Origin of the sequence: Moorena sp. SIO4A1, from assembly GCF_010672065.1 — a bacterium.
In the GTDB taxonomy this organism is placed as follows: Bacteria; Cyanobacteriota; Cyanobacteriia; order Cyanobacteriales; family Coleofasciculaceae; genus Moorena.
On sequence record NZ_JAAHHX010000067.1, the window covers coordinates 1 to 19,274 of the forward strand.

The following is a 19,274-nucleotide window of genomic DNA, read 5'->3' on the forward strand; positions in this document are numbered from 1 at the left end:
ACTTCACAGGGAATACCCGATTCGCTAAACCAACTTTCCTGTTCTGGAGTCCATTCATCCCCTAAAACTTCTACCAATTTCTTTTTGATAGCAACTAAGAATTCACCGACCCTAAAGGTACGGTTACCAATAAAGATTTGAGCAGATTCATCCACTGATAGTACTTCACCAACAGCGAGTGGCTTGAACTGATTATCCACGACTATTTTCCCCGATCAAACTTTTCGATAAGCTTCCATGCCTAGAGGGCAGGAGTTTCATTGCCCAACCATGGAGCCAAATATTCCTTTGAGCCAAAGGTCGGTTTCCTAGGGTTAATTCCCCGATGCCTCTAGGCATTAAAGCGGGTTTTAAGTAGAAGCAATTTAGGGCATGCACTCAATCACGGAAATATATAGTTCTTAGAAGAACCAGCCGTAGGAATGTAAGCCTTTACCCAATAGATTGACTCCTAGATAGCAAACCCAGACAACTAGAAGTCCTGTTCCTGCCAAAATTGCTGGTCGGCGTCCTTGCCAGCCACGGGTAATGCGGGCATGGAGATAGGCAGCAAACACTAGCCAGGTAATTAATGCCCAGGTTTCTTTTGGGTCCCAACTCCAGTATGAACCCCAAGCCTCGTTTGCCCAAACGGCACCGGCAATAATCCCAATGGTGAGCAGAGGAAATCCCAGCCCAATAATACGATAGCTGATATTATCGAGAGTGTCGGCAATATTTAGCCTCTGGGGTGACAGGGTGGGTGCTGTTGATACCGATGGTACGGGTGAGTCGGGGGTAGTGACTAAATCTAGCACTGCTGTAGTACTAGCTGCATTACTCTGTCCCACTTCAGCTAAAGGGGATGAGGTATCAGAGGTAACTAGAGGCTGAGAAATTGATTCTTTACCGTTGCGCTGTAGTTTAAAAGTAGAATTACCTGGTAAGTTAGTCTTGCTGCGATAGCCACCAGTCCCGACAGAACTCCCCCGCAGTTCCACGTTCTGACCACGGGTAATTACTAAAAATGCGATCGCTACCAGGGAACCCACCATCAGGGTGGCGTAACTGAGCATCATGATGCTAACATGCATCATTAACCAATTGGATTTCAGAGCAGGTACCAATGGAGCACTTTCCTGCATATCTGGTGGTAGGGATAGAGCCGCAAACGCGGTAATTCCCATGGCGACTGGTGCAGTAGCCACCCCTACCAATCGGCTGCGACTCATGTTTTCAGCAATTAGATGAACTGTGGTAATTCCCCAGGTTAGGAAAAACAGGGATTCATAGAGATTACTGATCGGGAAATAGCCTGCCTCTAGCCATCTTGCTCCGAGTAGGGTAGCAGTGCAAAGGTTGGCGGTTGCCATGCCTGATGTTCCTAAGGCTGACAAATAAGGGATTTTAGGAAAAGCGGCTCCTACCCAGTAAATTAACATCGTCACAAAAAGGACGAAAAAGGCAATATTATCTAATTTGTTCTGGAGTGTAACCAGATCCATACAGCGTTCTCTCTCAAGTCTTGTATAAAGCTTATATTATTGCAGCATTACTACTATCCTATCCGTTCGATGTGCCCCTTTTGATAGAGTTCTAGTGCGTTATAGCGCTACGCGCAAGTCAAAAATCGAAATAAATGTAAGGGAGACCACTCTGAGGAGCAAACAACCAAACTACGTAGAGACCTACTGGTACCAACAACAACTTCACCGGCCAGTTGAGTTGTAATTTCAGACCCCTTCGGATAGTGTAAACCCCAGCCATTGAGGCTGCTAAGCTAACTAACAGGAGAACCACCCAGAAGCGTTCCATACCAATAGCGGTTAAGTATACTTTTTGAGCAAATTGGATATCAGCTGGGTGACCCCAGAGATTCTGAATGACTAAACTGGCTTGTTTAAGATTGGGGATGCGGAAAAATATCCAGGCAGTAAACACCATAAATTGGGTCAAAAACCAACTGACCAATACCCCTGACCAACTTTGCCACCAACGTTTTATCCCATCTCTATTTTCACAGAAAGCTTCGGTCAAGCGATGAAGAACCAACGCCAGACCATGCAAGCCACCCCAGGCTACAAATCCCCAAGCTGCTCCATGCCAGATACCAATAATGACCATTACGATGAATAGGTTAAGGCAGGTACGAGCAACCCCTTTACGGGAACCGCCCAAGGGAAAGTAGAGATAGTTACGGATCCAATCTCCTAGAGTGATGTGCCAGCGACGCCAGAAATCCGCAATGCTGATACTGAAATAGGGAAAATCAAAGTTTTCTGGAAGATTAATGCCCAGTAACACTGCACTACCACGGGCAATGTCTACATAGCCGCTGAAATCGAAATAGAGTTGTAAACCGTAGGCAAAGATAGCTAACCATAAATCTCCACTACCAGCCCGTTCTATATTGCCAAAACACAAATCAACAAAAATACCAATGTGGTCTGCTAACAGTGCCTTTTTAATCGCACCAGATGTAATCAACCAAAGTCCTTCTGTTGCTCGGTCAAAACTTGGAAATTGTAAGGTTTTCAGTTCAATAGCAAACGGAGGATAACGAGTAATTGGACCAGAAATAAGTTTAGGAAAAAAAAACTTATAAGCAGCAAACTGGAGGAGATTACGAGTTGCTGGAGCCCCACGATAGACATCAATGATATAAGCAATGCCCTCAAATATAAAAAACGATATTCCTAGAGTAACAATTAAGTTATCCCTAATCCAATTAGCCCCATCTTGAGCAATTGTCAAGTTGAGAATTACTGCTAAATTGGACAATATAAAAGGAATATACTTGAAGCCAAGCAAAAATATAACATTTAGGAAAATCCCTAGGCTCAGTAGTCTTGACCGTCGGTTATTCCAAAAACTATCAGCCACTAGCCATTCTTCATTGGAAAGATGATAATTAGTAGCATGGGAACCAGAAACTGTATTCGTACCTAGTGCTTGTCCAAAGTAAAAATTAATTAGGGTAATCAATACCAACAGGGGAATGTATTGGATTTGTAGTGAAGCATAAAAGATTAGACTGCTAATTAATAAAACCAAAAGTTTTAGTTTGGGAGAACCTGTGGCACCTGTAGAACGTTGCACCAACCAGTAGATTCCCAAAACTGCTAGCAAGAAACAGCTGTAGGTAATCGAAATAAATGACATAAAGATAAAGGATGAAGGATGTTCGCCTGATAGCGTGTAAGCATTCAGCTATCAGCCATCAGCATATGCGCTACGCGCATATGCTTACATATCGTTTCCGTTTGAATAGTTATAGCGGTTTGCTTGTAGGTTAAGTATAATTACGAATCTTGACTACTGACTACTGACTACTGACTACTGACTACTTGTTGTTATGGAAATTAGCGCGGGTTGCAAACCGCTATATAATTATTGGTTGTTATTCAATTTCAAATTAATAATTCATGATTAATCACTAATGACTAATGACCAAGGCATCATTGGATCTTTAGCCAACTGGTTAGAAACTTGGTAAGCACCATAGCGGTTGAGATGACTGGGGTCAGAAAAGTAGTCATATTTAGTTAGCAACATCTTATTTAAATCTCGGAAAATTAATCCCCCTTCTAGATCAAAGTTGTACATGTATCCCTGAAATTGTTTCTCATATTTGCTCCGCACTGGATCTAAATATTCTTTAGTCAGGGGTAGGTTGAGCATAACGATACTAACGTCATGCTTCTGGGCAAATTCCAGCAAGTTTCTTAGGGCTTTGTCTTGCTGACCTCCTAGCTGAAAATACCGGTAATCACCATCATAAATACCGGGAACTTTAGGATGTTTCTGGTAGTAGGTAGCGGTGTTAAAACGAGTTGACAGGGGCAGGAAGCCATCAAAGTCAATTTTCCACGTTAGGGATAATTTATGTTGAGGCTTTTTGGCAGTTTTGGTTGTGTCTGGTAGGAGGAACTTTTCTAGGTCAACCAACTTTTCCCGTAACAGAGATTTGAGCTGGCTTCGTTGAGGATAAGTTAACGAAATTTTGGCTATTGACTGATTTAGCCAGTCACTGATATACTTATAACTATCCTTCAAAACCTCTAGAGGTTGGTCTGTGGCATCTGTCGGTAATGGTGGTTGTTTAGTGCGGTTCGGAAAAACTCCTGCCATTAGAGCTTGGTAACCTGGTGATCCGATAATCGAGTTGTAGGTAGCATCCACTCGACCATTGTTAAAGGCTCTGACCCCATCAGCCCAAATAATCAATTTAGGCAGTTGCTCGGGAGTTAAGACGCGCCGAACCATGAAGTCTACTACCTGAGCTGTCGCACCATTAACCCCAAAGTTAAAGACGTCAATGTCAGGATAGCCCTGTTCTTCCAAGGCATCTTGCAGGGCAATGGGATCGATTCCCCGCATGGCTCTGGAACTCCCCATAATCAGTACATCAGGGATACCATTTTGAAGCAGGCGTTGTTGGTACAGAGCTAGCTTTTCATCTAACATCTGGTTATTGAATGAAGGATTCGGCGATCGCGCTGCGGCCAGCATGGCTGCCATGGTGGCATTGCCGTTTTCATTCACAATCACCATGGTATCCCCAGGAGCAGTAAATCCAGAGGTGTTGAAGTTTTCAGTCCCGAGACCAGCCCCTTTTTGCAAAGATAGTTGGGGCAAAGCAATGGGTTTGGGTGATGAGTGAGTCACTGCCTTTACTTCCGCTGACGGTGAGGCTTGAGACTGTAGGAGCTCACTAAAACGCCAATCTGTGATCAGTGTTACTAGTAATCCTGCTACGCCCCATACCATGGCTACTGCTACGCCTTGGATAGATAATTTCCCCTTGGCCTGTCTCTTGTCTGAGAAGGCTGCCATGTCTTGGTTTTCTACAGTGGGTACAAATAGCTGAGAGTAGCATAGCAAACGCTGGAGTATGTAAACTAGACCATCAACTGCCCCTTTTAAACCCTGCTTGAGATCGTCGTGGGTTAGATCAGGACGCAGTACTGGTTCCCCAGTGGGAGTTACCAAATCACTCAGGTAGGCATCTGAGGCAGCAAACTCTGGGCTAGCTTCTGGGACTAGACGCTGTCGATGAACAAAATCAACTCCATAGTTCCAGGAGGGGGAGGTAGCACCAGCCCGACGTCCATAGAGCCGCAAGCCAGTAATTTCTGACATAGCCAGCTGCTCTAGGAAGCGGGTAATTTTTCGAGTGACCTGAGATTTTCGAGGACAGACCGTTGCCTCGCTCATGATGTGCAACAAATCTTGTTTACGGCGAATTTTTACCCTTATTCCACCTGTTACCAATCGTTGGTCAATGTCGGGATTGAGTAAGCGTTCCAACAAAAAGGTCAAGGCATCGTGATGCCCTGTTTGAGCTAAGGAATAGGTGGATTCTCCTAAACTCTGGTGGTCTGCTGCTGGTAAGTTGAGCCAATGAATCCAGGCTGGGGATTCGGTTTCTGGCAGTAAGGAATTGTTGGCAGTTTGACCATTCTTGCCAAAGGGGGGTTGCAGAGAGTCAGCTTGCTGAGACAGTAATGTTTGACTAGGGAACTGACTTGAGTCTACACCATAAATAGTTGCACCCTGGATTCCTTGAGGAGCGATTAAATCCAGTACTGAGGCAATGGCACTGACTACTGTTTCTTTTTCTGGGGCAATAGTTTTCCGGCGGTTAATGACGCTACAAAATACATGTAGGGTGCTTTCTTTGAGAATGGCTCTAACTGTTATTCCTACCGCTGCCAACCCCTGATTTAATAACCGCTGGATTGCTTCTACATCTCCCCAACGAGCCCATTCCTTGAGGACTTGTTCTGGAGGGGTCAAATCCACTCGCTGCTTCCAATCAGGAGTGGCTTCGCCACTTACCTGAAAGCAAATCACGGCATCTCGAAACCCTTGGAGTTGCAAGGAATGTAACCGGTCGATGATTGGCTCAGATAGTAAGGACGGATCTGGGCTGTAGTTAGAATTACAAATTATCCAGAGCCGTCGGTTAGGGGGTGAAGGGTGAAGGTTAGTTTGTTTAACATTAGAACTTGCCCCGGAAAATCTTCTAGCTTTGGAATCTTGGTGTTGGATCCGGACTTTAACACTGACACCTAGGTAACTGAGGGATTCACTGAGATAACGAGCGATCGCATCTGGAGAACCAGAACGGGCAAGACTTTCGTTTGAGACAGTTAAGTCCGCATCAGTGGTTATGGCATCGAAAGACGTCTGGGAAGATTGGTTAGAAGCATGAGTGGTATCATCGGTCGGTAGTTTAATAGCGATTTGCTTAATCCAGTCTGGACGCTTCTGCCCCACTCGACGCCCATAAACAATTATTTGATAGATCGGGTTTGCTAAGTCTAGGGGAAACTGAACTTCTCCCTGTTGCAGTTTCAGGGCTTTGATAAGGCGGTTGACCACCTTATTTGCTTCTACTCCTTGAGGGTTTTCACACAGAATGTGCAAATTGTTCCCTCGCAAACGGACTCGTATGGATAACCCAGGTTGCCTAATGGCACAATAAGCCCACTTGGCAAGGGAGGACGGAGGAGCTTTTGGGAGACGCTGATCGACATCCAACATCACAAATTGATTAACTGGACTGGTAACGGACGAATGATTTCTTCATATCTTAGATGCTCGCCTTGATTTAAGCACAATTTTGTTAAGACTACTTGTTGGGCAAATAAAATTAATGTAGCTGACAATAGAGGTTGAAATCCTCACTCACAGGACTACATGACAATCGGTTCCCAAGTCAATACTACTCAGGTAGCAGCCCATTGCTGCCTAACTTCTGCTCAAGGGAACTGATGTTAAATTTTCGGCTTTGTTTAGTTCATTTGTACTAAAAATAACCCAGATGTCTTCTTCTCAACCAGAAATACCAGAAATCAGGTCTGCTGACCTGTTTAATTTAGAAATGCCCACAAAATTCTTCGTAAGTCTAGGCACTGCTCCAATGCTCTTAGGTATACTCTCAATACAAGCTATCGGTTCATGGTTAGAAACCACAGGTATTAGTAGTGAGGAAGTGTTTCGAGGGGAGAGATTGCCTGTTCTCCCCTTCCCAGATTTGGAAAGGGATGATCAAGATGATCAATAGCTTAAATTGAATTTAAATTTGCTGTTGTTTTTGCTATGGATGTACTACAAAGTTGCTCCTAGTCGTGGATACTGCCATCGGGCAAAACTGCCCCGGTTAGGTTTGCCCCTGTAAGTTTCACCAAGAGCTTACCATTAGAACCCACTTTAGCTCCACTCAAATCAGCTCCACTCAAATCAGCTCCACTCAAATCAGCTCCAATCAGATTAGCCTCTCGTAAGTTAGCCTTACTGAGGTTAGCTTGAAATAAATTGGCTCTAAATAGATTAGCACCTTCGAGGTTAGCCTCGGCAAGATTGACCCGATGGAGAAAGCAGTCTTTTAGGTTAGCCTGACTTAAGTTAGCGGATTGGAGATTCCGATTTGAGAAGTCTCGTTCTTTGAGGTCTGCTCCCCTAAAATCAGCACCACTCAAGTCAGGAGGGGCTTTGGGAGCCCGAGTTTGAGCGGGAGTGGATGGCTGGGTTCTAGAGTTACCGGGGGGCTGGGCAGTCCGAGCTTGGGCTTGAGTAGTCCGAGTTTGGGCGGGAGTGGATGGTTGGGCTTTTGATTCAGCAGGGGGCTTGGGATTCTGAGGTTGGGCGGGAGTGTATGGTTGGGCTTTTGATTCAGCAGGGGTCTTGGGAGTCCGAGGTTGGGCGGAAGTGTATGGTTGGGCTCTAGCGTTAGCAGGGGTCTTGGGAGTGCGAGGTTGGGCGGGAGTGTATGGTTGGGCTCTAGCGTTAGCAGGGGTCTTGGGGGTCCGAGGTTGAGCGGTCGTGGATGCTTGGGCTCTAGATCGTTCTGGTTGTTTGTATTTGTAATAGTTTGGTGGGTTTGGCTGGGCTGATGGTGGTGGTTTTGGTCTTGGATTTGGATTGCGATAATCCCGATACGGTGTTCTTGCCCTAGCTTGCTTTTGTGAAGCAGTGGGTGATTTATGATGCGATCGCAATTTTTCTCGTGCCTGATTCAGTAACTTAAGTTTTTCTTCAGCTTTTTGCTTGAGGCGAGGATTATCCTCAGGCACACGATCGGGATGCCAAATAAATGCTAAATCCTTGTAAGCCTGGTTCACTTCTTCCGGTGATGCTCCAGGCTCCAGTTCAAGAACTCTATAGCATTGCTCTAGCTCATTTTGCTTCACCACCATATTATGTGTAACCTAGCGACTTTTCCTTTCTCGACTCTAGACTATCAACTATAGGCTTGCTTGTGTTGTTCCCTATAGTCTACAGACTACAGCCTAGGTAAGCATTCAGCGGTCAGCGATCAGCTATCAGCGATCAGTTACAAGCTATCAGTGTGTCGCGTATCAGCTATCAACCAAAGGCCAACGGCTGACCGCTGACTGCTGACTGCTGACTGCTGACTGCTGATAACTGACCGCTGAGCGCTAACTACGGTTCAATGCCTTACTGCAGGATTTTAGCTACTTCTTTGGAAAAATAGGTCAAAATTAAGTCAGCACCAGCTCGCTTCATGCTAGTCAGGGTTTCCATCATGACTTTTTTCTCATCAATCCAACCATTCTGACCGGCTGCTTTAATCATGGCGTACTCACCACTAACATTGTATGCAGCAACGGGTAAATTAGTATGCTGTCTAACCCGGTGGATAACATCCATATAGGCTAAAGCGGGTTTAACCATGACCATGTCTGCCCCTTCTGAGATATCTAAGTCAATTTCTTTTAGGGCTTCAAGGGCGTTAGCGGGATCCATTTGGTAAGTCTTCTTGTCACCAAATTTAGGAGCGGAATCTAGGGCATCCCGGAATGGACCATAATAAGCGGAGGCGTATTTAGCGGAATAGGCCAAAATTCCGACATCAGTGTAGCCTTCACTATCTAGAGCTTTGCGAATTGCACCAATGCGTCCATCCATCATGTCGGAAGGCGCAACCATATCTGCCCCTGCTGCAGCTTGAGATAGGGCCATTTTTATCAATACTTCCACGGTGGCATCATTTAGGATAGTGCCATCTTCGGTGACAATGCCATCATGACCATCACTGGAAAAGGGATCAAGGGCAACATCGGTAATCACCACTAGCTCTGGCACTTCTTGCTTAATTGCTCTGATGGTGCGTTGGATTAATCCATCCGGGTTGTAGCTTTCAGTACCGGTAGCATCTTTCAAGTCTTGGGGAATCAGAGGGAAAAGTGCGATCGCATTAATCCCCAGCTCAAATGCCTCGGTTACTTCTTTGAGCAATAAGTCCAGAGAATAGCGGTAACATCCTGGCATGGACTTAACCTCTGGTTTTAGACCTTGACCTTCCATCACAAATACTGGATAAATCAGGTCATTAACCGTCAGTTGATTCTCTTGAACCATCCGACGAAAGGCTGCTGTACGGCGCAGACGTCGAGGCCGATGGGTTAATTGGAGTTGGTCGGAAGCTATTGACTTGTCAATCAAGTTGGGTAATGACATAGTGAATCCGGTAGTAGATGTGAACTTGAGTTAAGTCTGTTAAATTCGTGAAGTTCATTATCAAGCATTTTGGTTTCAAAAATTATTCTGCGCAATAAAACTTTGATTTTGCTGGTTGACTTGACTGGTGACGGTAGGTTGTCAGGGGTGAAGGGAGTGCTCACTTAAGGGGAGTAAGGAATAATCCGGTCATCGGTCTGGGGTGATATCAGCTGCTAGATGTACTGGCATGATTTCCGGAAAACTGGACTCTAAACCTGATAAATAGTAGGGTGCCTTGATAATGCACTTACGGGTAGAGTTATTTAGAGTTATTTATAGCTTAATGAAAGAAAAACAGCTGGCTGAATTTTTATTGTCCGATGGCACTACGTTCCTGGTGGAGGTAGAAGAACCAGAAAGCAACGCCATTGAACGGGTAGCTTTACCCTCCGGGAAGTATGTGCTCAAAGCTCAACAGTCCTTTGAAGAAGCATTGGAAAAGGTTAAACCTGTGGCGTCTACGATTATTTCTAAATTGCGTGACCTTGATACTCCTGCTGATCAAGTAGAGGTGAAATTTGGGTTGACGCTCACGGCTGATGCTGGGGCAATCTTTACCTCTGTTGGTGGTGAGGTTAGCTACGAAATTACTCTGAAATGGTCCCAAGATAAATCTAAATAAGATACAGCGGTTTGCCATTCAATTAGGTACAAAGTTTTGGGTTTTTAGGGAGCAGGGAGCAGGGAGCAGGGAGCATAAACCCACCCCTAACCCCTCCCAGGAGGGGAAAAGAGGTAAGAGGGAAAACAATCCTGTGTACCTGATAGTTATGCAAACCGCCGTAAATCTCAATACAGAGTTTTTGATAACCATGAGGTATACAGGATTTTTGATTTTTTCCCTCTTGCCTATTGCCTATTGCCTATTGCCTCTTGCCTCTTGCCTCTTACCTACTCCCTACTCCCTGCTCCCTGCTCCCTAAAACCCAGAACGAAAGTACCTCACCGAAATTACAAACCACTGTAAGTCAATGGCTAACCAGACCACTAATTCCTTTGAAGGGTTTAAAACTTCTATTGTTAGAATCTATCATAGTAATGGCGCAGTTGTGGGAGCAGGGTTTTTAGTCTCTAACGGCTATTTGCTAACCTGTGCTCATGTGATTACTGAAGCCTTGGGAATTTTACAAACTACTCAAGAGGCTCCTACTGAAGCAATTAACTTGGATTTTCCTTTCATTGCTCCCGGTGAGAAACTAACCGCTAGTGTGGTGTTTTGGAAACCTGTTTCCGATACTGAAGTAATTGAAGATATTGCTGGCTTAAGGCTCAATAGTAAATTACCTGACTCTGCTCAACCAGTGCAGTTAGTGACAGCACAGAATTTGTGGAACCATTCGATCAGAGTTTTTGGTTTTCCCAAAGGGCATGATAAGGGGGTATGGGCATCGGCAGTATTGCGAGACAAAAATGCCAAAGGCTGGCTACAAATAGAAGATACTAAAGTGACTGGGTATCAAGTTGAGCGGGGATTTAGCGGTGCTCCTGTGTGGGATGAGGAGTTAGCAGGAGTGGTGGGGATGGCAGTAGCAGCAGAGAAGCGTAGAGAGAATGTTAAGGCGGGATTTTTAGTTCCTACTCAGGTTTTGAATCAATTTTGGTCTGAATTAGGGCAATTGGGGCAAAATTCGACTAATTCTAAACCGTTAACACCTCGAAAACGCCGTCGCCTTAAGCAAGAATTAGAAGATTTACAAGAGCCTTATGATTTAGGAAGGGCAAGACTTCGGAAATTGCGGAAAGAACGTGCTATTGCCAATGACCCTAGTACTGAATTTCAGTTAGATGTGAAGATAGAAGAAGAACAAGGGAAACTTGATAAAATTGAATCAAATATTGAGGAAATTGAAGAAAAGCTTGGTTGAATATTTAGAAAATTAATAGCTGTTATTTTTCCAGACTTTTATTATAATCTAAATTTAGAAATAGCAGTACGCTTCCAATACTTACTCCAATTAAAATAAATTGGGTAATTAAAGTTGATAAATATAAAGCACTTAGATAATTAATAAAAGGGATTGTATTTAATACTTGGGTTAATATAATTTGTAAGCCCAAAGCACTAAATAAAACTAAAAGTAAGAATAAGAATACTCTCCACCAATTCCCCTTTACTATAGTGCGACTATAATTAAAAGCTGCTTTTCCTTTTTGACCTCGAAGAACAAAAGCATAAATACAAAATCCATTGTTAACAAGATAAATAATACCTGGTACAACCAATAGAAATAAACGTAAAATGAAAGCAATACTAAGTCTAAAAGTCAAATTCACCAAAGTTCCTATATCTGGAAATATTCGACTCATCAACGTTTGAAATCGAGTTTCTCTTTTTAAGAGAAAATTTTCTGTCGCTGCCGCCACCGACATACTATATATTGAACCAAAAACAAGTAAATAAAAACAAATATACAGAAAATAAACTAATATCAATATCAAGTTAAAATTTTGTGTAATAGTATAATTTATAAGAAAAATAATTGGTAGAGATGAAGAAATAATTAATGCACAAAATAATGTCAAATGTAATTTGATGTTTTTTAAATATATTTCATGCCCCAACACCAGGATTTCTACTAATCCAAGCTTTTTATTCTTGATTTCTGAGATTATACTCATACTTTTATACTCGATTAAAGATAATTTAAGATGATTAATAACTATAAAGTTTAATTTATTTTTGTGTTATTTAAAGACAAAGCGACTCGAAACCCAATTGTAAGAATCCTGTTTTCAGGAGGAACACCATAGCGATAGCCAGAACGACACACATTTGGACTGTCAAGCCAAGACCCACCCCGTATTACTCGATGGGACGCTCTAGAGTTAGTTGTCCTAGGGGTTCCGTCTACGGGTGCATCAATGTAGTTTTCATACCAGTGGTCAGCACACCACTCCCAGACATTACCATGGAGGTCCTCTAGTCCAAAGCCATTAGCTGCTTGATGAAAGCCAACTTCCGTTGTCTGTTTACTCGATTTACCCTTTGGTCCAAAACGGTATTTTTCAGTGCTGTCATAAGTCGCTACTTTGGGAGAAATAGTTTCACCAAAGTGAAAAGGAGTAGCTGTGCCAGCACGACAGGCATATTCCCATTCTGCTTCACTGGGTAAGCGATAGGGTCTACCTGTTTGTAGTTGCAAGCGCTCACAAAACTCAATTGCCTCGAACCAGGTAACCCCTTCTACTGGCAGGTTTTCACCTGGGAAGTGCGATGGAGCGGGTGGTAAGTCAATCATCACTTTATCTGTCCTGGCAATAGCTCCCCACTGGGCTTGAGTCACAGGAAATCTACTCAATAAAAACGGAGCAACGTTCACTAAATGTTGAGGTTGTTCTCGATAGTTTCCCTCCTTTTTTGGTGAACCCATGTGAAATTCCCCTCCTGGAATCTGTACCATTTCCAATACAGTATTCTCTCCCAGTTGTTCATAAAAAACCTCTGCTTGACCCCGGCCACGATTGATCAGCCATTGTGAACCCGATCCCATAAATCTAGGTTGTTGAATCAGTTCAGCCCTTTCAAACTCCAATGGATGTAAAGACGGAGGAGGGACTTTTACAGTATTAATAGTCCAAACTGACTCCTCAAATTCCGGAATAGGTAAAGTAACTCCTGCTACAAGTAGGCGATTATGGTGGGTTGGCAACTGGTCAAACTTAGATGCTGCTCCTTGTTCATGGCCACGAGCTAAGTCGCGCATCCCTTCAAGGTAGGTCAACAAAGGTTTGAATTCTGCTTCCCTGAGGGGAGCAGCCAGTGTTTCTGCTAGCTTAGACATTCGCACCCACTCTGTTTTTTGAGCTAGACTTAATTGGGTCAGTTGTAATGCTAAGTCACGAGCTGCTGCTTCAGGGTCAATATATGCTAGGGCAGTCCACCGTTGAGCTTGAGCAATGGTCCGAACAGAATTTTTGCCACTCTTGAGTTGTGGTTTTATATAAGCCAGCAGGAAATGAGCTAAAGTTTTAATGCGCTGATGATTATGTTGGTTAAATCGAGGATTACTGTTGAGTTGCTCTAGCAATACATTTCGTGTTTCCAACTCCATCTCATATAGCTCATGTCCCACTTCATGACAGAGAGGGGATAGTAGTAAGTCTGCCACTGCTATCCAAGGGATGTTTAAATTGTCACCCTGTATATCTTGCTGAAAGTTAGCCCACAGACAATAGAGCAAATCAGGTGTCAGAGCAATGGGAAATGCGGCATGATATGCGAAATACAGATGTGCATCACCAAATTTATCCCTAAAGGATTGAATTCTGTGGATAATGTCTGCGGATACACTAGCCTGAGTCATACTAACGGATTGATTTTGCTAATTCTTGATCCCGTCCACGTAATGTCTCGATGGCTTGATAAAGTCCCTGACGATTAACTTCAAACATAGGAACTAGCTTCGCAATTTCCTCAGCAGTGGTGGATTCCCAACGGTGACGGGGGAAAGGATTAAGCCAAGCAATGTTATGTACATAGTGTTTTAACTCCTTCAGAAAAAATTTGGTGCGACGACGACGCCTAGAACTAAACTGTCCACGAGCAGCCCCGGCATCACTAAATATTAAGCAAACTACTCGTGTTTTTGGCAGTTGTGACAGACAATCTTCAATGGGTACTGCTTCTAGGTGGTATGGATCTTGGTAAAGATAGTCACTGGGGCAATTATGGAAATAATAAACCCTGACCTGATTAAAACGTCCACCTCTTGAGGCTGTATCCACCAGTGCTTGTGAAAAGTGATGAAAAGGCACCATCGAGCCATCTTGATCGATCAGCAATAAAAGCTCTATCTTATTAATGCGACGAGGCTTTAGTACCGGATTGAGTAGAAAACCCTGTTGTCCAATTTGCTCTACGGTTGCTTCCAGGTCTAGTTCCGTTGGTACCCCCTCTCGCGTCAAATGTCGCAGATAGCGCCACCCTTGCTTCATTTGCCGATAGGTAACGGGAAGATCGTTATTTATAATCAGGAAAGTCTCTCCCAGCTGACCGTCAGGCGGTTTGATTGCTTTGACAACTTGTATTTTGTCAAATAGGGTCTGAATAACTTTAGGGGAGAGCTTAGCTATGGGTAAATTTGTCAGATCTTCAGTATCTTCGTGATCAGAAGCTCTAATTTTTTTTCGCAGACTTATTATTTTGACAACAATCATCCTTATAGTCAGCAAGCCTGTCATTATAATCCCAAAAAAAATAACTAAATAAATAATAGCAATAAGCGGATGTAAAGGCTTTTCATTATTATCTGTTTTGGGAGAATCAGTAATAGGAGATTTGGGATTATTAAAATTACTATTATCTTTATCTTCGGTATCATTAATAGTAAAATTAGCAATGTCTTGTGGAATAATTTTGACTTGCCCTTGAGGGTTAGTTAATTGGAAAGTAATTGGCTCATTACCCTCGTAACTTTTGTCATCTAAGATAGGAATAGGTACTTCCTGTACTCCAGATTGACCATCAGTGAAGGTGACAGTGATAGAAGTTTCTTGAAAGTCCTTCAATGAGGCTCTTATTTTTATCCACTCATCGTCGCCTTCATCTATCAATAATTCCCAATCCTTAACTGATTGTCCTAGATAATAATCGTTGGTTTCATCAATAATAATTGTTGCACTGACCTCACCTCTACTGCCACCAGTGCGGGCAATTAGAATTTTGGGATTTTTGTCATTCTCTTGTATAGTCCCAAGGGAGTTAGATAAGGGTTCAGTCTTAAAGCTTAAGGTTCCAGGATTTTCTGGCAGTGGTTTTGGCCATAGCCAAGGAATTAGGATAGCTGTTACTAGGAAAGCAATAACTCCCAAAATAATGTATCGAATCCGTCGAATAGGTTTCCCCTGTTTGGTATTGGCATTATTGAGTCGTGAGTTATCTACAATCCTTTCTTGATAACGACTTGCTTTCGTAGTGCTTGGTAAAATATCTTGTTTAGTATCTTCGGGGATTAACTGGTCAAAATACTCTTGGAATATGAGTTGCTCCTGATCAGATTTAACCCAAAGGGTGGAACACAGTTGAGCTAAAGCATTGCGGTCATCCTTACCGAAACCACCATCCACTGCCTGGAGCAACAGGTGATATTCCTCTAACCCTAAGGGTAGTCCTGCTTCTCGGAGACGATTGAATAACTCTAGCAGTGCTCGCTCATTCATTCCCTATCCTCACTTAGCCTGAGATAACTAATATGTGCTTCCCAACTCTTGAGCAATACTTCTAAATAGGGAAGCGGTTTTTGGGATAATTTTCGTAATGCCTCTTCTAGAGTATCTTGCTTTAGGGCTTGAATCCAATCCAATAATTCACTGGTACTTACTTTTTTAGTAGATCGTCCAGTTTCCTCTGCCATTAATTCACGCAATTCTAAAAATCGGGAAACGGATTTTTTGGTCAGGTCATCGGCAATATCTGGAAATCTAGCCTTGACAATATGCACAATCTGCTCGGATTTAGGAAATTTAACATAGTGGAATAAACACCGTCGTAGGAAGGCATCCGGTAAATCTTTCTCATCATTACTGGTTATAAATACAATCGGTGCCGCTTTGGCACTGATTTCCATTTCTTGATCATCCACTCTAACTTCTTCAATTTTAATAATTTTTTCCTCAAGTTCTAGAAGCAAGTCATTAGGGAAATCAATATCAGCTTTATCAATTTCATCAATCAAGACCACCGTAGGTTTGTCATTATTAAAGGCTCGTCCCAATGGTCCCAGACGCACATAGGAGGTTGGGTCATCAAATCGTTGCTTTTCTGCCTGTGTCAAGGAACCAGATGCCGCCAATTGAGCATCCCGCAACCTGCCCACGGTATCATAGGTATAGAGTCCATCTTTGGCTCGGCTAGTGGATTTGATATACCAAGCCTCGAAAGGCAGTCCTAACTCATAGGCTACTGCGATCGCTAATTTAGTCTTACCACATCCAGGCTCACCCCTTAGCAGTAGTGGACGCTTTAAGTAAATCGCTAAATTCACTGCGTCTATTAATTCTTTGCTAGGAAGATAGGGATAAATTAGTTTGCCCTGATAGGTTTCTCCAGGGATTTTGGGTTGAACTCGACCGGTGTATTTAAGATAATTTTTATTTACAGGCGAAACCATTTTTCCTCCTGGTCATACCAATTACAGCCCCAGAGCTCACAAATTTTACGAAACGTAGGCTCTGGAATGCCTTTCTTTGCCAACAGTATTTTAACCGTTTGCTCTTTATCATCGGAAAGAGTCTCTGGTAAATAGTCTTCTTGGTGATCGAGCCAAGTTCTAATAGTTTTGTGACAAAAGGGGATAATCTCTGGTAATTCAAAGGGAAGTCTAGTTTTAAAATCAGGTTGGTAATCAGTGACAAAACCAATATTCCATGACCTGACCAATCCTTGATAATCTAGAAAAAAAATTAACAACTTAAATTGACTTGGTTGATGTTGGGATATCTTTTGAACTAGCCCAGTCCATAAATTATCAATTAAATCTCTCAAATTATCTTCAATTGATTCATCGACATTGTTAAAACAAATCAAAACATGCTGGGATTGCCATAACTTTAACAGTCCAGTCACAATCTCACCAGGAGAGCTTTCTTCTGCTAAACTAATTCTACCTGCAAATTCTTCCCAAATACTGGACATATCAGTCCTTAAGCTTCTTCTGTGTAAATCAATAACTATCTTTTTATATACCAAGTCTTGGGCAACCTTAAATGCTAATCGATTCGCTAACCATCCTTGACCATAGTTATGATAATTACCATGAATGAGAAATGCACCGTGAGATTCTTGATGGGTTCTGACAATTTTTTCAAATAGCTGTTGTTGCTGCCAATACCCCAACTTTAGCAAAACTTTATATAAGGTATCAACGTTTTGAGGTTTCTTTATAGGCTGAGAATGATTGCCTCTCTGATAGTTCTCGATTTTTTCCTCTATATCATCAAGTTTTTCTTCTATTTCCTCTATCTCTTCTTCACATTCTTTAATTTCCTCCTTTAGCTTAAACTTCACTGCTGTATCAGTCTCAATAGTATACCTTCTACTGAGCATCCTCAACTTTTCGCTTAATATTTCATAAATTTCTTCAAAGTCTTTGTGTTTTTGCTTCAAGCGTCTAAGTGAGGGCATTGGTCACTCTCAAGATTTAGCTCTAACATAGTAGTTTTCTACCTTACTCCTGATTTTAACTGGTACAGCCGGGAATTAAGGCTTCTGGCCAATACACCATATGTCTTTTGCCTTTTGCATTTTGCCTTGCCCATAGCGCTATATTTGTCACCCTTACCCCAACCAACTTCTAATCCACGAAAATGAAACAGCCCTGACATTGGGAGCAGGGCTGTTTCAAAATGCAATAAGTTAGTGATTTTGGGGAATCGAGGAAATACAACTAAATTTAATTAAAACTAAGCCAATATACTCTTTGAAACCAGACTAATTAGCCTGGTTCAATCAACTGAAACGACTAACAAAACCTTAAATTGTTCGATAACTAGGCACGAAAATTATTCTATCAAACAGACCTACCACAACATTGGGAGACCGATGAGCGAGAGAGGGGAATAGGTTAAACGTATTGGTTCAATCAACTATGAACCCTAACGAATCAACACTCTTCCCCAGACTCTTGCTTTACAAACTAGGCTCTAACAACTAATTCGACCATTTTTGGGCAACTAACTCAGCCAAATCTACAACCCGCTGAGAGTAGCCCCACTCATTGTCATACCAGGCAACAACCTTAACCATATCGCCACCCATGACCATAGTTAAGCTAGAATCCACAATTGACGAAGCATCATGACCCCTGTAATCACAGGAAACAAGAGGTTCGTCGCCGTAAGCCAAAATTCCCTTGAGTGGACCTTCAGCTGCTTCTTTGAGCACTTGATTGACCTGCTCAGCAATGGTACTTTTCTCCACTTGAACTACCAAGTCAACGATAGACACATTGGGAGTTGGCACCCGCAGAGCAATACCGTTGAGTTTCCCTTTCAGTTCAGGAATCACTAGGGCTACCGCTTTGGCCGCACCAGTAGAGGTAGGGACAATGTTGAGCGCTGCTGCCCGAGCCCGACGTACATCCCGGTGGCTCGCATCAAGAAGCCGCTGGTCACCAGTGTAGCTGTGGGTTGTGGTCATTGTTCCTTTGATAATGCCAAACTGTTGATGCAGTACTTTGGCAAAGGGAGCTAGACAGTTGGTAGTACAGCTAGCATTGCTAATCACGTCATTTCCTTCGTGGATGTAGTCTTCATGATTAACACCCATGACGTAGGTGGGGACGTCTCCTTTGCCAGGAGCAGTGATTAGCACTTTCTTAGCACCAGCAGCTATATGCTTGCCAGCTCCATCCTGATCTCGGAAGACACCAGTAGCTTCGATAACTAGGTCAACACCCCAAGAGTCCCAGGGCAAGTTCAAGGGGTTCCGGTCGGATACACACTTGACAGTTTTTCCATTAGCTGTTATGGAATTTTCATCACAACTGATATCTGCATCAAGTTTGCCCAACATTGAGTCGTATTTGAGCAGATGGGCATTTGTCTTGGGATCAGAGGTATCATTGATTCCCACTATATCTAACTGGCTATTCTCCCGAGTCAGCCAGCATCTCATAAAGTTGCGTCCGATGCGTCCAAAACCATTGATCGCTACTCTAATCACTACTTCTTGCCCTCTGTAATTCAAAGTAAATATTTTCTTAATGATCCCAATAATATCGCAAAGGCTGAAACAATTTGAAACTTTTACTGAACTTATGTGGTTT

The 19,274-nt window shown here is 42.9% G+C and carries 14 protein-coding genes and 1 pseudogene; 3 read left to right on the plus strand and 12 right to left on the minus strand.

The features are described from left to right. From F6K53_RS29200 to F6K53_RS29215, 4 genes and pseudogenes are all read right to left on the minus strand, one after another. Positions 1–200, minus strand: a pseudogene (locus F6K53_RS29200) (hypothetical protein); the annotation flags it as partial. A gap of 201 nt (positions 201–401) precedes the next feature. Beyond that, positions 402–1,484: a c-type cytochrome biogenesis protein CcsB gene (ccsB, locus tag F6K53_RS29205; protein WP_293039940.1), complete on the minus strand. Its 1,083-nt coding sequence runs from the start codon at positions 1,482–1,484 to the stop codon at positions 402–404. Between the two features lie 118 nt (positions 1,485–1,602). Further along, positions 1,603–3,141 carry an MBOAT family O-acyltransferase gene (locus F6K53_RS29210; protein ID WP_293083091.1) on the minus strand — a complete coding sequence of 513 codons (1,539 nt, stop codon included), beginning with the start codon at positions 3,139–3,141 and terminating at the stop codon, positions 1,603–1,605. 267 nt (positions 3,142–3,408) lie between these two features. Continuing rightward, positions 3,409–6,528, minus strand: coding sequence for a DUF1574 family protein (locus tag F6K53_RS29215; RefSeq protein WP_293083094.1), 3,120 nt, complete (start codon positions 6,526–6,528; stop codon positions 3,409–3,411). Between the two features lie 280 nt (positions 6,529–6,808). Between F6K53_RS29215 and F6K53_RS29220 the strand changes: the two genes are divergently transcribed. Beyond that, a complete protein-coding gene (locus tag F6K53_RS29220; RefSeq protein ID WP_293070840.1) occupies positions 6,809–7,051 on the plus strand; it encodes a hypothetical protein in 243 nt (80 codons plus the stop codon). Positions 7,052–7,109: 58 nt separating this feature from the next. On the opposite strand, the gene F6K53_RS29225 is transcribed toward F6K53_RS29220, so the two are convergent. Beyond that, the gene (locus F6K53_RS29225) at positions 7,110–8,177 is read right to left on the minus strand and encodes a pentapeptide repeat-containing protein (RefSeq protein WP_293083097.1); all 1,068 of its coding nucleotides are present in this window, start codon (positions 8,175–8,177) and stop codon (positions 7,110–7,112) included. Positions 8,178–8,445: 268 nt separating this feature from the next. Continuing rightward, positions 8,446–9,468: a porphobilinogen synthase gene (gene hemB / locus F6K53_RS29230; RefSeq protein ID WP_293083100.1), complete on the minus strand. Its 1,023-nt coding sequence runs from the start codon at positions 9,466–9,468 to the stop codon at positions 8,446–8,448. A 325-nt stretch (positions 9,469–9,793) separates the two neighbouring features. Between hemB and F6K53_RS29235 the strand changes: the two genes are divergently transcribed. Together F6K53_RS29235 and F6K53_RS29240 are read left to right on the plus strand one after the other, a co-directional pair. Then, a complete protein-coding gene (locus F6K53_RS29235) occupies positions 9,794–10,132 on the plus strand; it encodes a CU044_2847 family protein (protein WP_293021545.1) in 339 nt (112 codons plus the stop codon). 349 nt (positions 10,133–10,481) lie between these two features. Continuing rightward, positions 10,482–11,375, plus strand: a complete 894-nt coding sequence (locus F6K53_RS29240) for a serine protease (protein WP_293083104.1) — start codon at positions 10,482–10,484, stop codon at positions 11,373–11,375. 22 nt (positions 11,376–11,397) lie between these two features. On the opposite strand, the gene F6K53_RS29245 is transcribed toward F6K53_RS29240, so the two are convergent. From F6K53_RS29245 to F6K53_RS29270, 6 genes are all read right to left on the minus strand, one after another. Next, positions 11,398–12,129 (minus strand): hypothetical protein, encoded by a 732-nt coding sequence (locus F6K53_RS29245; protein WP_293070850.1) that lies wholly within the window; start codon positions 12,127–12,129, stop codon positions 11,398–11,400. 50 nt (positions 12,130–12,179) lie between these two features. Next, entirely contained in the window at positions 12,180–13,814 is a 1,635-nt protein-coding gene (locus F6K53_RS29250) for a formylglycine-generating enzyme family protein (protein ID WP_293070852.1), read from the minus strand. Between the two features lies 1 nt (position 13,815). Further along, the gene (locus F6K53_RS29255) at positions 13,816–15,669 is read right to left on the minus strand and encodes a hypothetical protein (protein ID WP_293070854.1); all 1,854 of its coding nucleotides are present in this window, start codon (positions 15,667–15,669) and stop codon (positions 13,816–13,818) included. After that, positions 15,666–16,619, minus strand: coding sequence for a MoxR family ATPase (locus F6K53_RS29260; RefSeq protein WP_293047216.1), 954 nt, complete (start codon positions 16,617–16,619; stop codon positions 15,666–15,668). Before F6K53_RS29260 ends, F6K53_RS29255 begins: the two co-directional genes overlap by 4 nt. Continuing rightward, complete coding sequence (locus tag F6K53_RS29265; protein WP_293047213.1) at positions 16,604–17,632, minus strand: hypothetical protein; 1,029 nt, start codon at positions 17,630–17,632, stop codon at positions 16,604–16,606. Before F6K53_RS29265 ends, F6K53_RS29260 begins: the two co-directional genes overlap by 16 nt. Positions 17,633–18,157: 525 nt before the next feature. Beyond that, positions 18,158–19,171, minus strand: coding sequence for a type I glyceraldehyde-3-phosphate dehydrogenase (locus F6K53_RS29270; RefSeq protein WP_293070867.1), 1,014 nt, complete (start codon positions 19,169–19,171; stop codon positions 18,158–18,160). Positions 19,172–19,274 lie beyond the last annotated feature (103 nt).